At 72.2% G+C, this 15,883-nt stretch carries 10 protein-coding genes; 1 reads left to right on the forward strand and 9 read right to left on the reverse strand.

The genetic code is table 11. The features are described from left to right. Nucleotide 1 precedes the first annotated feature (1 nt). Genes cysK through R2B38_RS18695 form a run of 8 tightly spaced genes read right to left on the reverse strand, consistent with a single transcriptional unit; the run spans nucleotide 2 to nucleotide 9,049 of the window. Entirely contained in the window at nucleotides 2-985 is a 984-nt protein-coding gene (cysK, locus tag R2B38_RS18660; RefSeq protein ID WP_318017253.1) for a cysteine synthase A, read from the reverse strand. Between the two features lie 27 nt (nucleotides 986-1,012). Next, a complete protein-coding gene (locus tag R2B38_RS18665) occupies nucleotides 1,013-2,278 on the reverse strand; it encodes a hypothetical protein (RefSeq protein WP_318017254.1) in 1,266 nt (421 codons plus the stop codon). Then, a complete protein-coding gene (locus R2B38_RS18670; protein ID WP_318017255.1) occupies nucleotides 2,279-3,019 on the reverse strand; it encodes a hypothetical protein in 741 nt (246 codons plus the stop codon). Next, nucleotides 3,016-5,517 (reverse strand): ATP-grasp domain-containing protein, encoded by a 2,502-nt coding sequence (locus R2B38_RS18675; RefSeq protein ID WP_318017256.1) that lies wholly within the window; start codon nucleotides 5,515-5,517, stop codon nucleotides 3,016-3,018. Before R2B38_RS18675 ends, R2B38_RS18670 begins: the two co-directional genes overlap by 4 nt. A gap of 56 nt (nucleotides 5,518-5,573) precedes the next feature. Then, nucleotides 5,574-6,845 (reverse strand): MFS transporter, encoded by a 1,272-nt coding sequence (locus tag R2B38_RS18680; protein WP_318017257.1) that lies wholly within the window; start codon nucleotides 6,843-6,845, stop codon nucleotides 5,574-5,576. Further along, nucleotides 6,842-7,777 (reverse strand): cysteine synthase family protein, encoded by a 936-nt coding sequence (locus R2B38_RS18685; protein WP_318017258.1) that lies wholly within the window; start codon nucleotides 7,775-7,777, stop codon nucleotides 6,842-6,844. The genes R2B38_RS18680 and R2B38_RS18685 overlap by 4 nt, the downstream gene beginning before the upstream one ends. 43 nt (nucleotides 7,778-7,820) lie before the next feature. After that, nucleotides 7,821-8,465, reverse strand: coding sequence for a serine O-acetyltransferase EpsC (gene epsC, locus R2B38_RS18690; RefSeq protein WP_318021727.1), 645 nt, complete (start codon nucleotides 8,463-8,465; stop codon nucleotides 7,821-7,823). 8 nt (nucleotides 8,466-8,473) lie between these two features. Next, a complete protein-coding gene (locus R2B38_RS18695; RefSeq protein WP_318017259.1) occupies nucleotides 8,474-9,049 on the reverse strand; it encodes an NADPH-dependent FMN reductase in 576 nt (191 codons plus the stop codon). A gap of 162 nt (nucleotides 9,050-9,211) precedes the next feature. Between R2B38_RS18695 and R2B38_RS18700 the strand changes: the two genes are divergently transcribed. Then, nucleotides 9,212-13,057 carry an amino acid adenylation domain-containing protein gene (locus R2B38_RS18700; protein ID WP_318017260.1) on the forward strand — a complete coding sequence of 1,282 codons (3,846 nt, stop codon included), beginning with the start codon at nucleotides 9,212-9,214 and terminating at the stop codon, nucleotides 13,055-13,057. A 104-nt stretch (nucleotides 13,058-13,161) separates the two neighbouring features. Here R2B38_RS18700 and R2B38_RS18705 read toward each other — a convergent pair whose 3' ends face one another. Continuing rightward, a complete protein-coding gene (locus tag R2B38_RS18705) occupies nucleotides 13,162-15,240 on the reverse strand; it encodes an asparagine synthase-related protein (protein ID WP_318017261.1) in 2,079 nt (692 codons plus the stop codon). Nucleotides 15,241-15,883 lie beyond the last annotated feature (643 nt).

Raw genomic sequence — 15,883 nt, forward strand, 5'->3', positions numbered from 1 at the left:
GTCAATGCTCCTTGCGGTAGGGGGAGTTGGGGGTGGAGGTGGTTGGGCCGCCGGGGTCCGTGCCGTCCTGCCACAGGCTCAGGTAGCGCTCGCCGGTGTCGGGCAGCACGGTGACGACGGTCCGGCCCGCGTACACGGGCTTGGCGACGAGCCGGGCGCAGGCGTGCACGGCCGCGCCGGACGAGACGCCGACCAACACGCCCTGGCCGCGCGCGAGTTCACGGGCCGTGTGCAGGGCGTCCGCGTCGGACACGGTGACGATCTCGTCGATGAGGGAGACATCGGTGGTGACGGCGACGAAGCCGCCGTTCAGGCCGGGGATACGGTGCTGGCCGGCCGAACCGCGCGACAGCACCGGGGAGTTCTCCGGCTCCACCGCGACGACGTGCACCGCCGGGTTCCGCTCCTTGAGGTAGCGGGCGATGCCGGTCAGGGTGCCGCCGGTGCCGACCCCGCACACCAGGACGTCGACCTGGCCGCCGGTGTCCGCCCAGATCTCGGGGCCCGTCGTCTCGTAGTGCGCGCGGACGTTGTCCTCGTTCTCGTGCTGGCGGGTGAACCAGGAGCCGGGCGTGGCCGCGTGGATCTCCTCGGCCCGGGCGATCGCTCCCTGGTAGCCCGCCTCGCGCGGGGTGCGGACGACCTCGGCGCCCAACGCCCCCAGCAGGGCGACGCGTTCGGCGGTGGCGCTGTCGGGCAGCACGATCACACAGCGGTGGCCGCGCGCGGCGGCGAGGGCGGCCAGCGCGATGCCCGTGTTGCCCGAGGTGGCCTCTACGACCGTTCCGCCGGGCAGCAGTTCACCGCGTTCCTCGGCGGCCCGCAGCATGAACAGGGCGGCCCGGTCCTTGATGCTGGACAGCGGGTTCACGGACTCCAGTTTGGCCAACACCCTTACACCGTCGGCGGCTTCGTCAACACGCAGGCGAATCAGTGGAGTTGAGCCGACCAGGTCGGCGATGCTGTCGGCGATGGGCTGGGGCACGGTGTCCTCAAGGGTGTCAGGAGTGGGTCAGGCGTCTTCGAGCACGAGCTGCTCCAGGAACCAGGTCTCGACCTGCCGCAACCGCGCCTCCACGGCCGCCCGGTCGGGGCCGGAGACCAGCACCGTGCACAGGAAGTCGGAGGAGGTCCGGGCCGCCGCCATGGTCTGGCCGGGCTCGACGAAGACCCGGAAGCGTTCGATCCAGGGGAACTCCGGCGGCACGGCGTCCGGTACGGCGCTCACCCGCCCCGGGCGCTTCATCAGCACCAGCTGGCCGGTCATGGTGCGCGGCAACGGCCGTTCACCGGACGGGAGTTGCTCGACGGCCACCGGCAGGCCCAGCTCGGCGCGCAGCCAGCTCTCCGTGGGGTCGGCGCCGAACAGCAGCGTCACGATGTCGCGGATCGCGGCACCGCCCGTGCGGCAGGCGATCTCGCAGAGCACCAGCTCGTCGTCGGGCGTGTGGAAGACCTCCGCGTGGAAGGCGAAGTTCTCCGGTCCGGGCAGCGCCTCGAGCAGCCGCTCGGTGAACGCGAGCAGCCGGTGGGACAGCGGGTCGTCGACGTCGAGGGTGAGGTCGATCCGGGGTCCGGTGTCGGTGGCGAAGGTGGCGAGGGCGTACTGGTACTGCGAGGGCCAGGCCAGCGCGAGCCGGCCGCCGAGCACCAGGCCGTCGATGTGGCAGAGCGGGCCGGGGACGTACTCCTCGGCGATGAGGTTGGGGAGGTCGGGGCCGTAGAGGTCGAAGTCTTCGGCGAGGTAGGTGTCCAACTCCGCGCGGCTGCGCAGGATATGAAGGCCGACCGAGCCGGCGCTGTCGCGTGGCTTGAGGACCAGGGGGAAGCCGTGCGCGTCGGCGAACGCCACGATGTCGGTCGCCGTCTCCATCTCCCGGTACGCGGCCACCCGCACCCCGGCCGCCGCCACCAGCTTCTTCATCAGGGACTTGTCCCTGAACGGCAGCACGGTGTCGGTCTGTTGGCCGGGCAGGCCGAGTATCTCCCGCAGTACGGCGGCCCGTTCGAGGTCCCGCTCGTGCGGGGCGACGACGTGGGTGACGCCGTACTCGCGCGCGAGGTCCAGCGCGCGTTCCTCCAGGCGGCCGCTCGTGTCGTAGCCGTCGACCGACTCGGTGTACGCGTATCCCTCGCCGGACAGCGGGAGTTGCTCGCCCACCCGGTCCAGGTTCTCGCGCGACGCGAGCAGCAGGACGTCACCGGCGTGGTCGGCGAACCAGGTGTCATAGGGGACCGCGTTCAAGGATCCGACCTGGTGCAGGACGAGAACACTCATTCAGACCGCCTCCACGCTCTCCAGTTGCCGTGCCTGTGCGCCCACGAGGTGGCGTGCGTCGGCGGTGTGTCCCGTGTACCGGACGGTGTCGACGCGCCAGGTGCCCAACTCGTCGCGTACGGCGTCGACTTCGAGCGGATGGCCCGGTACGGCGGGCAGCACCGCGAGGGCCGCGTCGGTGGCGGGGGTGCCGGGGCCGTGGTGCCGGGGTCCGCTCGTCGCGGGTTCGACGGTGAGCCCGGCGGTCGCGGCCGTGTCGCCCTCGGCGAGACCGCCCCGGGCGAAGGCACGCAGCGCGGTCTCGTCGGCGAGCTCGGCGACGACCGCCCGCTCGGGGCCGCGCCCGCGCCGCACCCGTAGGGGATATCCCCAGGCGTGGGCGGCCCGGTACAGATCGGGGATCGTGGCCGCGGGCACCCGCCGTACGACGGGCACACCGGCTCCGCCGAGCAGCTCGGCCGCGCGGATCGCGTCGGCGCCGATGACGGCCTCGTCGCGGGTCTGCCCGGCGAGACCCAGGTGGTCGCGGAGCGAACCGGCGCGGATCTGGTCGTCGGGGTGCAGGGCGACCAGGGCCGTGATGTGCGTGTTCGACGCGAGACTCAGGACGGCGAGTTCGGCGGTGGCCGAATCGGAGTCGGCGGCGGTGCTGGAGGAGTCCACCACGACCGCGTCCCCGCCGAGCCACTCCCCGTAGGGCAGATCCCCCAGGGACCGCCGGTGCAGTACGACGACCGTCATGCCCGCGCCTCCCCTTCCGTCTCCATGCGTACCGTCAGGCCGGTCGCCGCCAGTTCCTCGCACAGCAGGACCGCCTTGTCGGTGTCCGGGGCGGTGACGGCGATCAGACCGAGGCGGTCCCAGTTGTCGCGGGCCGCGCGCAGGACGGAACCCTTACGGGCCGCGATGTCGACGGCGAGGACGTCCGGGTGGGCCCTGAGTTCCTCGGCGCCGGTGATCTCGGCGACCGTGCCGGGGCGGCCGATCAGACCGCGCACGCAGCCCGCGGCGCGTGCCTCGGGGCGGGCGGGCAGCGGTTCGACCAGGCCGAAGGGCCAGGCGAGGGCGTACCGCACGAGGTCGATGCCGTAGGCCGCCTCGACGAGGGTCTGGATGCGGCCGCCGCCGTTGCGGTTGTGGCCCTCGATGACGAGCGGTCCGCGTGGGGAGAGCCTCAACTCGGTATGTCCGGGGCCGTCCTTGAGGCCGACCGCGTCGAGGAACGCGGCCACGGCCGCCTCGATGCGCCGTTCGTCCTCGGCCCGCAGCCTGGCCGGCATCGCGTGGCCCAGTTCCGCGAAGTGGGTCTCGTCGACGAGCTTCTCGGTGATCGCGACGACGACGTGTCGGCCGCCGAAGCTGAAGGTCTCGACGCTGAACTCGGGGCCCGGGATGTACTCCTCCATGAGGTAGCCGCCGACCTGGTAGAGCGTGGTGCCCCGGTCGACGCCGTCGGCGCGCAGCGTCTCGATGTGCCGCCACACCTCGTCGACGTCCTCGGGACCCGACACCTTGAAGATGCCGAACCCGGCGGTCAGGTCGGTGGGCTTCACCACGAACGGGTAGCCGTGCGCGGGACCGAACGCGGCGAGGCTCTCGCGGTCGGTCAGCGGACCCGCGCCGATCGCGAACTCCGGTGCCACGTGCGCGAGATGGCGGCGCATCGCGAGCTTGTCCCGGAGCAGGCGGGCCGTCTCGTAGCCCGTTCCGCCCAGCCCGAACAGGTCGTTGATCCGGCCCGCGATCTCAAGGCCCGGCTCGGTCAGGGAGAGCGCGGCGGCGAAGTCCCACACCTGGTGGGCGGCCCTGGCCAGCGGCTCCACCACCGACCAGTCCGTGAAGTCGGCGACGAAGGTGACGTCGGCGAGCTTCGCCTGTTCCGGGTCGAACTTGTCCTTGTGCTGGATCAGGATCACGTTCAGGCCGAGGGACTTGGCGATGCGGAGCGGCTCGGTGAGATGCCCGAGGAGGAGCAGCGTGCGCTCGGGCACCATCGGGTGCGTAGCCTGCGGCTGTACGGCGTTCAGGAGCGCCGAGGTGTACGTCACCCGCAGCAACTCCTTTGCCGTGCGCGCCCGTTCCTCGGTCTCCCGTGCGTCGGCTCCCTCGACCACGACGAACCCGTGGCGGCTTCCGGAGTGCACGGTGACGGGGAGTTCGTCGCCGGGACCGTAGGGGAAGCGCACGTCGTGGACGTACGCCAACTCCCGTATGGAGTCCTCGCCTTCGAGCTTCTCGATGCGGCCCGGTTCCAGCTGGAAGAAGGAGATCGCGGCCGAGCGGGCGGCGGTGCCGGGTGCGAAGGGGCGGCCCGCGAGCGCCTCGAAGATCGCGGCCTCGATGTCGAAGCCGGTGGCTACGCGGATCAGGTGCGGGATGCGGTCACCGCCGAGCCTGGCCTGCGACTCGACGACGCGCGGGCCGTCGGCGGTCAGGATGATCTCGGTGTGGGCGGGGCCGAAGCGGTGACCGGCGGCGTCGAGCAGTGCCGTCACCAACTCGCCCATCTCCACGGCCGTTTCGGCGGGCAGCGGGGCCGGGAAGAGCTGGCCGGTCTCCACGAACAGGTCGCCGTCGGTGACCTGCTTGGCGGTGATGCCGATGACCTGGTGGACCCCGGCCGCGCTGAGCGTCTCGACGCTGAACTCGGGGCCGTCGAGGAACTCCTCCACGACCACGGGACCGTCGTAGGCGAAGGCCTGCAACTCCTGCTGCCATGCTCGGAGTTCGTCGGGGGTGCGGACCAGGCGGACGCCCGCGCTGCCCTGGAGGCGGGTCGGCTTGACGATCGCCGGGTAGCCGAAGTCCCGGAGGAGGGAAGGGACTTCGGTGGGAGTGTCGGTCGTGGCGCTGCGCATCGGGGAGAGGGCGTGTGCGGCGAGGAGTTCGCGCATCGCCGCCTTGTCGTTGAGGCGGCGGACCGCCTCGGGCGGGTTGAGGGCCAGTCCCAGCGCGTCGGCCTCCAGGGCGGCCGGGAGCATCGTGGACTCCTTGCCGAGGTGCAGGACGTGGGCGACGTTGTGGGCGAGGGCGCTCTCGCGGATCAGGGTGCGCAGGGCGGGCTCGTCGGTGAAGTCGGCGGACAGCAACTCGCGTGAGTGGCGCGCCACTTCACGGAGATACTCCTCCGTCTGGAGCGTCGGGTCCCAGATCGAGACGACCTCGAAGCCGGCGGCCACGGCCTTCTCCACCAGCTGGCGGTACGGCTGGACCATGAGGATCCGGTTGTTCTCGGTCACTGCTGGGCCCTTTCAGGAAGATGCGCAGGAGGGGGGCGGGATACGGCGGTTACTGCTCAGGTGGCGGTCGGCACCGCGTGGGCGACCGCGGCCGTGCGGGCGTCCTGGGCGCGGAACAGCGACTGGTACAGGGCCATCGCGGCGACGCCGAAGACGGCGTAGACGACGGCCATGCCCCAGGGGGGGATGAGGGCGCTGACCGTCACGCAGAGCGAGCCGACGAGCAGGCCGAGGCGGACCTGGAGGCCGTACGCGGCCATGTACTTGGTGCGGGAGGCGTCCGGCACCGAGTTGGCCAACAGGGTCTGTTTCACCGGGGCGTTCATCAGCTCGCCCGCCGTGACCACGAAGGTCGCCACGATCAGGGTCCAGGCGTCGCCGCTGACCGCCCACACCATGTAGCCCGCGGTGAACACGACGATCCCGCCCATCAGCCGGCGCCGTTCGCCGACCTTGCCGAGCAGCTTGCCGACCCACAGCGCGCAGCACACGACCAGCAGGGTGTTGACGGCCCGCATGATGCCGAGCATGTTGACGCCGTTCACGCGGACGTGCCACGGGCCGAGGTCGATGAGGTCCTGGGTGGTGAAGTGGTCGCCGAGGCGTACCGCGATGGACGACGAGATCTGCACCTCGATGGAGCGGATCAGCAGGGCGGCGACGATCAGGCGCAGGAAGACCCGGTCGCGGATGACGAAGAGGTAGCCGGTGAGCGCGGACTTGACCCCTCGCGGGTTCTCGACACCCTCCTCGGGTGCCGTCTCCTTGATGCCGAGGAAGGTGGTGGTGAAGACCGCGCCGAGGCATACGCCCGCCGCCGCGAGGAGTTGGAAGAAGTAGCCGCCGTAGAAGAAGCCTCCGACGAGCGAGCCCAGCATGAACGCCATGTTCGTGGACCAGTAGTTGATCGTGTAGATGGCGGTGCGGGACTCGACGGTGGTGACGTCGACGAGCATCGCGTCGTTCGCGGGCAGCGCGGTGCCGGCCGAGCAGGCGGCGAGCAGGTACAGGACGTACATGACGATGCCGTTGTCGCCGCCCGCCGGGGAGGCCACGAACGCCAGGCCCAAGTACGCGAGGCAGGCGCCGAGTTCGCCGCCGAGCAGGACCGGGCGGCGGCCGTAGGTGTCCGAGAGGTGGCCGCCGACGAGGTTGCAGGTGATGGCCGCGAGGGCCACGACCAGCGTCATGAGGCCGGCGGTCGCGGCGCCGTAGAGCTTCGCGAAGTGGATCACCATCAGCGGGACGAGCATGATGTCGAAGAACCGCTGGACGAAGGCGACGGCTATGCGCAGCCGCAGGTTGGGGTGCAGCTCCTTGAGGTTCACCGGTCGGCCTCCGCGTCCTCGGGCCACCAACTGAGGTACCGCTCACCGGTGTCGGGGAAGACGGTGACCACGGTGGCGTCCAACAGGTCGTGGCGGCGGGCCAGTTCGGCACAGCCGTGGGCGGCGGCGCCCGAGGAGATGCCGACGAGGAGTCCGGTGCGGGCCGCGATCGCGCGGGTGGCGGCCGCCGCGTCCTCGTCGGAGACCGCGATCACCTCGTCGATCAACTCGACGTCGGTGACCGGGCTGATGAAGCCGCCGTTGAGACCGGGGATGCGGTGCGGGCCGGGCGTGCCGCCGGACAGCAGCGCCGAGCCGGTGGGCTCTACGGCCACGACCCTCAGCTCCGGGTTGCGTTCGCGCAGGTAGCGGGCGGTGCCGGTGAGGGTGCCGCCGGTGCCCACCGTGCAGACCAGGTGGGTGACCTGGCCTTCGGTGGCCTGCCAGATCTCCGGTCCGGTGGTCGTGTAGTGGGCCCGTACGTTGTCGGGGTTGGTGTGCTGGCTCGCGTACCAGGAGTCGGGGAGGTCGGCCGCGAGCTTCTCGGCGTGCTCCACGCAGCCCGCGAACCCGAGGGTGTGGTCGGTGAATTCGACCTCGGCGCCGAGCATGCGCAGGGTCAGGACGCGTTCCTGGGTGGCGTTGTCGGGCAGCACGATCAGACACCGGTAGCCGCGGGCGACGGCCAACGCGGCCAGCGCGATACCGGTGTTGCCGGACGTCGACTCCACCACCGTGTCACCGGGCCGGAGTTCGCCGCGTTCCTCGGCGGCCCGGAGCATGAACAGGGCGGCCCGGTCCTTGATGCTGGACAGCGGGTTGGCGCACTCCAGCTTGGCGAGCACCCGGGCGTCCGTGCCCTCAAGGGGCAGCCGCAGGAGGGGAGTTGAGCCGACCAGGTCGGCGATGCTGTCGACTACGGACAGAGGCATGAGTGGTCCTCGGTGGGAAGCGGGCGGGGAGCGGTGCGGGCGGTCACCAGGACCCCGCCGACGCGGTCACCGCGAACAGGTCCTCCATCAGGCGGGGTTGATGCCCCTTGGCCCGGATGACGGCGGTCGGCGCGAGGACCCTGGCGTACGCGGGCACGTCCTTGTTGACCAGTGCCTGGGCGCCGATGACGGCGTGGTCGGCGATGGTGACCGGGCCGAGGACGGTGGCGTTGGTGCCGAGCACGACGCCGTTGCCGACGCGGGGGTGCCGGCGCTCGCCCTCCGGCCGCTTCACGTCGCTCCACCAGCCGACCGCGCCGAGCGTCACCTGGTGGTAGATCGTCACGTCGTCGCCGACCTGCGCGGTCTCCCCGATCACCACGGCGGCGCCATGGTCGATGAACACCCGCCGGCCCAGCTCGGCGCCGGGGTGGATCTCCACACCGGTCGCGCGCCGGGCGCCGTAGGCCAGCAGCCGGGCCGTGATCCGGTGGCCGCGGCGGTGCAGGCGGTGGGCGACCCGATGGGTCCACAGGGCGGGCAGCGCCGGGTGCAGCAGGGCCTCGCGACGGCTGCGGATGGAGGGGTCGCGCTCGACCACGACGCGGAGGTCTTCGCCGAGCGTGCGCAACAGGCCTTCCTGTACTGGCTGTTGACGGGAGGCCTGGTCGATCGTGCGGCCGGACATGCGGTTCGTCATGCGCTCGCCTCCGCCGGTTCCCGTACGGCCGCCAGGGTCGCGTCGATCAGGGTGCCGAGGGCCGCAACCGTCTCGGGGTCGGTGAAGTCACCCTCGGGGGTGAGAAGTTGGCCCGCTCGGCCAACAGCGACCGGCGGGTGGTCCACCACCCGCGCGCCGCACTTCGCCAGCACCCGAGCGAGCGCCGCCTGCGCGTCCACCGCACCGCGCGCACCCGGCGAGGCGCTGGTGAGCGCGACGGTGGTGCCGGTCAGGGCGCTGTCGCCGTTGGGGCGGGAGAGCCAGTCGAGGGCGTTCTTGAGGACGCCCGGCATCTCACCGTTGTAGGCGGGCGTGCTGATGAACAACGCGTCGGCGTCACCCACGAGTTGCTTGGCGGCGCGCACGGCGGGCGAGTCGTCCGCCTGCTCGACGTCCCAGTCGAAGTGCGGGAGCAGGCCCACGGACAGCGACTCGATCTCGTACGTGTCCCCGTCCGGCCGCCCGGCCAGCAGGCGGCGCACGGTGGCGAGGACGGACGCGTTGAGCGAGTCCCTTCGGACGCTCCCGGAGATGAGCACGATCTTGGTCACGGCGGCTTGCCCCTCAGTTCTCGGCTGGCTCCGAGCCTGACTCCCCCCGGTCCCGAACCCGTCCCGCGCCGGTCCCGCACCGGGCGGTACCGGCACGGGAAGCCTTCGGTAGCCCCCGCCCGCAACCTGATCAACGGCTGATCAACAGGGGGAACCACGCCAATGAAGACCGCGAGTGCACCTACGTCCGGCATACCGCTCACGGGCAGCCACCTGCCCGACCTGCTCGCCCACCAGGCCGCCCTGCGCCCCGACGCGACGGCCGTCGACAACCGCGACACCCGGCTCTCCTACGGCGAACTCCACCGCCGTAGCCGCGACTTGGGCGACCGGCTCGCCCGTCTCGGGATCGGCCCCGACAGCTGTGTGGGCCTGTTCACCGAGCCGTCCCTCGACCTGATGGTCGGCGCGTGGGGGATCCTCGCCGCCGGCGCCGCCTATCTGCCGCTGTCCCCGGACTACCCGGAGGACCGGCTGCGCTACATGCTGGAGGACTCCGGGACCTCGGTCGTCGTCACCCAGCCGCATCTGCGCGACCGGGTCACCGCCCTGGCGCCGCGCGGTACGACGGTCCTCACCCCGCAGGACCCGCCCACCGAGGGCGACCTGGCCCCGGTCGCGGCCCCGTCTTCGGCAGCCCCTGACCAACTCGCCTACGTGATCTACACCTCAGGTAGTACGGGTCGCCCCAAGGGCGTGATGATCGAGAACCGTGCCGTCGTCAGCCAGCTGCGCTGGCTCGCGGACTGCGGTCATCTCGGCCCGCAGGTCTCGGTGCTGCAGAAGACGCCGATGAGCTTCGACGCGGCCCAGTGGGAGATCCTCGCCCCGGCCACCGGCGCCCGGGTGGTGATGGGCGCCCCCGGCATCCACCGCGACCCCGAGGCCGTCCTCGCGGCGGTACGGGCGGGCGGGGTCACCACCCTCCAGTGCGTGCCGACGCTGCTCCAAGCCCTGCTGGACACCGAGGAGTTCGGCTCCTGCACCTCGCTGGAGCGGGTCTTCTCCGGCGGCGAGGCCCTCACCCACCGGCTCGCCCGCGACCTCCTCGCCGAGCTGCCCGGCGTCTCCCTGATCAACCTGTACGGCCCGACCGAGACCACCATCAACGCCACCGCCCACCAGGTGGACCCCGACGACCTGGGCGGCGGCGCGAGCGCGACCGTCCCGATCGGCGTCCCGGTCGACGGCCTGAGCGCGTACGTCCTCGACGAGAACCGCGCGCCCGTCGACATCGGCGAGAGCGGCGAACTCCATCTGGGCGGCGTCCAGTTGGCGCGCGGCTATCTCGGCCGGCCCGAGCAGACCGCGGAACGGTTCGTGGACTCGCCGTTCGCGGCGGGCGAGCGCCTGTACCGCACCGGCGACGTGTGCCTGTGGAACCCGGACGGCACGCTCCAGTTCGTCGGCCGTACCGACAACCAGGTCAAACTCCGCGGCTACCGCGTCGAGTTGGAGGAGGTCGCGGCCCGCATCGAGGAGCACACCTGGGTGCGCCGCGCGGCCACGCTCGTCACCGACGACGCCCGCACCGGCCACCAGGCCCTCGTCGCCTGCGTCGAGCTGAACCCCCGCACCGCCGCCGTCATGGACCAGGGCGCGCACGGCGCCCACCACCAGTCCAAGGCCTCGAAGCTCCAGGTCAGGGCCCAGCTCTCCAACCCCGGCCTGCGCGAACCCGCCGAGCTGTCGGGCCGCCCGGTCATCGCCCTCCCGGGCCGCGAGGCGACCCCGGAACAGCGCCGCGCGGCCTTCGCCCGCAAGACCTACCGCTTCTACGAGGGCGGCCCGGTCACCCGCACCGACCTCCTCGACCTGCTCGCCCCGCGCCGGGCACCCCGGCACCCGCGCCCGCTCGCGGATCTCTCGATGGACCAACTCGGCGCCGTTCTGCGCTGGTTGGGCCCCTTCCGCAGCGAGGAGCGCCTCCTCCCCAAGTACTCCTACGCCTCCCCCGGCGCCCTGTACGCCACCCAGCTGCACATCGAGTCCGGCGGGGCGGCGGGCCTCGCGCCCGGCGTGTACTACCACCACCCCGCCGACCACACCCTGGTCCGCGTGGGCGACCCGAGCGGCCACTGCCCGGACGGCGGGCTCGTCCTGCACTTCCTCGGCAAGCGGCGCGCGATCGAACCCGTCTACAAGACCAACATCCAGGAGGTCCTGGAATTCGAGACCGGCCACATGCTCGGGGTCCTGGAGGAGGGGCTCCCCGAACATGGCCTCACCGTAAGGCCGTTGGGCCACTTCCCCGCCGTCAAGGACGCCCTCGACGTCGCCGACGAGGACTACTACCTCGGCACGTTCACGATCACGCCGGACGACGGTGAGCCGCGCCGCGACTCCACCGAGCTGTTCGTGCAGGCGCACCCCGGCCGGCTCGAGGGCCTGCCCGGCGGGCAGTACCGCTACCGCGAGGGCCGACTGGAGCCACTGGGCGAGCAGTTGATCGAACCCCGGCACGTCATCGCCATCAACCAGGGCGTCTACGACCGCGCGAGCTTCGGCATCAGCGCGGTCGCCCGGACCGCCGAACCCTGGCTGGAGTATGTCGAGCTGGGCACCCGGCTGCACCACCTCCAGCGCACCCCGGGCTTCGGCTTCATGTCCTCGGGCTACTCCTCGAAGACCGGGCACCCGCTGCCGGCCGCCCGCCGCCTGGACGACATCCTCGGCGCCGCCGGCATCGCGAGCGGGGCGTCGTACTTCTTCCTCGGCGGCCGGGTCAGCGCCGAGCAGGTCGCGAGCGAGGGGATGCGCGAGGACGCCGTGCACACCAAGGGTCCCGCGGAGATGATCCGCGACGAACTCGCCCGTTCCCTCCCGGACTTCATGCTCCCGAGCCGTGTCCTCGTCCTGGACGCGCTCCCCCTGACGGCCAACGGCAAGACGGACACGAAGGCCCTCGCGGTCTCCCCCGAGGTCACCGCGGCCCGCACGACGGGTCCGTACGTCGCACCGGAGACCCCCACGGAGGTTCGCCTGGCGGTGACTTGGGGCACAGCGCTCAAGTACCCCGACCCGGCCGAGGTCTCCACCGAGGACAACTTCTTCGCCAGCGGCGGCAATTCACTGATCGCCGTCGCCCTCGTCAACCGGATCAACAGGGAGTACGGCACGAAGCTCCCCCTCCAGGCCCTGTTCGAGGCACCGACCCTGCGGGAACTGGCCGCGCGCATCGACGAGGCCCCGACCACCCCGGTCTCTCGCCTCATCCCCCTGGCCCGCGAGGGCGGCTTCGCCCCCGTCTTCTGCTGGCCCGGGCTCGGCGGCTACCCGATGAACCTGCGCCTGCTCGGCGGCCAAGTCGCCCTGGACCGCCCCTTCTTCGGCGTCCAGGCGCACGGCATCAACGCGGGCGAGACCCCGTACGCCACCATCCGTGAGATGGCGAGCGCCGACCTCCGCGAGCTCCGGCGCGTCCAGCCGAGCGGGCCGTACACCCTGTGGGGCTACTCCTTCGGCGCCCGGGTCGCCTTCGAGGCGGCCTGGCAGCTGGAGCGGGCGGGCGAGAAGGTCGAGCGCCTGCTGCTGATCTGCCCCGGCAACCCGGAGGTCCGCCGGGCGGACGGCGCCACTTGGGGCCGCGACGCGTCGTACACGAACCCCGCGTACGTGACGATCCTCTTCTCCGTCTTCGCGGGCACCATCCACGGCCCGGCCCTGGACGCCTGCCTCGCCGCCACCCGGGACGAGGACAGCTTCGTGTCCTACGTCGGCGAGTTCCTCCCGGCCCTCGACGAGGAGACGATCCGCCGCATCACCCGGATCGTCGCGACGACGTACGAATTCGACTACACGTTCCGGGAGTTGGCGGAGCGGAGGGTCGAAGCACCGATCACCGTGTTCAAGGCGCGGGGCGACGACTACTCGTTCCTGGAGGGTGCGTCCGGGTACTCCGCGAAGCCACCGGTCGTGGTCGATCTGGAGGGGGATCACTACGAGGTGCTGAAGGAGCGGGGGGTGGGGGAGCTGGTGGCCGCGGTGCGGGCGGCCATGGGGAGTTGAGGGCTGCGGGGTGTGGTGTGACCCCCTGGGCATCGGCGGCCGGCGGCTTCAAGTCCCGGCCCCGGGGCCCTCGTTCGATCCCTCGCCACCGCTCCCGCTCCCGTTCACGCCCCCGAAGCCAACGCCCCCCGCTGCGGCCGGATCCCCTCCGGGACCGCACGCGCGCGTGCCGGTGTTCCCGTCCAGCAGGTGCCCCGGCGGGCCAACAGCCGCCCCAACCACAGCTCAAGGGAGACCAGGTCCGCGAGGCCGTCCAGCGGCAGCGGCTCGCCCTGGGCCGCCGCGCGCAGCGCCTTGCGGACCACGCGGGCCTCCACCAGACCCGCCTGCGCGAGCAGCGGCGTGGCGAAGAGGTCCATCAGGGGGTCCGCCGCGACCCGTAGACCCTTACGGGCCGCGGCCGCCGCCGAGGCGTGGGAGGGGGCGCCCCAGCCGGGCGGGAGGTCGCCGACGCCGGCGCCCTCCAGGACCGTGCGCAGGATGGCCGCGCGGGCGCCCGGCTGGACCCGTAGCGCCTCGGGGAGGGAACGGCAGGCGCGGACCACCTGGTTGTCGAGGAAGGGGGTGTGCAGGCGCTGGGAGCGGATCTCGGCGGCCTGTTCCAGGACGCGGAGGTCGTTGGCATGGCGGGCGAGGGCGGCACGCGCGCGGAAGTCTCCGGGGCGCTGGCCCGGGCCGCTGCCCTGACGGCTGGGCGCGCTCTGCAGGCGAACCGATACTTCAGCCAGGGCCTCACCGGTCAGCCAGCGCGCGGCGGGCCCCGGTCTGGCCCAGGTGAGCGCGGCGAGGGAGGCACCGACGGCGCCTCCGGGTTCCTCGAAGCGCTGGTTCATCAACCGGTCGGCGAGGACCTCGAGACCAGCGCCGTAGGGCGTGCGGGCGAGGCGGCGGGCCGCGCCGTAGACGCGCCCCGGGACCATCACCGAACCGTCCGCCTTCGCCAACGCGGCCACCGGGCGCACCAGATGGCGCCGTTTGCGGTCCATCAGGAGGTCGGCGAGGCGGGCCGGGTGGGCGTCCAGGACCTGGCGGGCGCCGTACCCGGTGAAGTGGTCGGCGCTGCCCGCGGCGAGCCGGGCGCGGTGGCGGGCGGCGACGATCAGGGAGGGGCCGGGTTCGTCGGTGAGGGGGCCGTCGAGTTCGGCGTACGGCAGGACGTCCTCGGCGCCGGTGACCACCACGTGGTGCAGCCGGGGGTTGGCCGCGAGGGTGCCCGCGCGCTCCACCTCGGACTCGCGGCCGGGGACGGCGAGATCGTTGAACGTGACGGCGAGGAGCCGCTCGCCCGCGCCGGTGCCGTGCCCCAGGACCGTGCCCGGAGCCCCCGGCAGCCCGGCGGCGAGCAGGGCCAGCGTCCCGGAGGCGGGCCCCCCGGAGAGGTCGGCCCCGATCCCGGGAACGGGCATCCCGCGCGCGGCACGCCGTTCTGCGGGACCCATGCCGGGGACGGGCCCCGGGTCTATGTCGGGGACGTGCCGGGGCGCGGAGAGGCGCGCACGCACGGCGTCGACCAGCGCGTCCCGTACGGCGTCCACCGCGCTGTCCGGGTCGACGGCGGCCGCCGCGACCGCGAGGGAGGCGACCGGCTCGTACCCGGCGATCTCACGCGCCCCGGCGCGCAGCACCAGCGCATGCCCCGGCGGAATGCGCCGTACGCCGTCGTAGGGCGTCGAGTCGTGCAGTGCGGCGGGCACGTCCGGGGCGGCGAGCAGCGCGGCGAGGTGGCCGAAGTCGAGGTTGGCCTCGATGAGGTCGGCGAGCGGGAGCGCGGCCGTGGAGTACGCCGTACCGCCGGCCCAGGGGGTGTAGAACACCGGCTTGGCGCCCGCGAGATCACCGCAGACCATGGTGCGGCGGCCGACCTTGACGACCGCCGTGTAACTGCCCGACCAGGCCGTCAGATGCCGAAGTGCCCCTCCGCGCGCGGAGAACAGGCTGAGCCGCAGCTCCTCGTCGGAGGCACCGCACGTACCGAGGACCGCGATCCGCGTCTCCGCGTCGACCTTCACGACCCGTACCTCGTCGGGCCGCCAGTCGCCGACCGCCCACAGCGGATCCGGGTCGCCCCACAGGAGTTGGGACCCCACCGGGTGGACCGTCTCACCGTCGAGTCCGGTCGCCCCCGCGGAACCGATCGCGGCGGCTCCAGCGGCGGTACTGCTCCATCCCACCAACCACCGCATCGACGCCTCCACAGGCTGTGGACAACCAGTGCACCGCACGAACTGGGCACCATGCTGCCATGAAGGACGCCTTCCGGAGAGCGGGAGAAGCCGCTTGAGATCGCGCAAGTACGCCCAGGACAAGGGACAACCGGACAACGACGACCCTACGTCCGCGACGCGAATGCGCCCCCGATACGCTCCCCCAGAACACCTAACGCGCCCTCAACTCCCGTGGTAGGAGCGGTATTCGGCGCCGAGAGGCGGGGGCGATTTTCGGCCAAATCGGCTTTCGGGGCACAGGCTCGCGCACGCTCCGTACATGTCCTGCGCACCGCTTCGGACCGCGCACAGTCCGGGAGGCGGAGCACGCCTCCCGGACCGGTCCGCCGCCCGCGGGGATGTAGGCGGCGGTGTCCCCCAGCCCACTGGATCCAGTACAGCGGGCCGACCCACGCACGATCCATCGAAGCGCTCCCGTGATGGCCGGAGAAGAGCGCACACACGGGCGCACGGCCACACGACGGGGGCACGTCGCAACCCTGCGTGCAAACCCCGCACTCGCGTACGGACCACAATCCCGCCAACCGGAACAATGCCCCTTAACGCTTGGGATGCGGCGAACTACGCTGGGTTTACGAATGCCGGGTGGTTATGCCAGCAC

The sequence above is a fragment of the Streptomyces sp. N50 genome (assembly GCF_033335955.1).
Classification (GTDB): Bacteria; Actinomycetota; Actinomycetes; order Streptomycetales; family Streptomycetaceae; genus Streptomyces.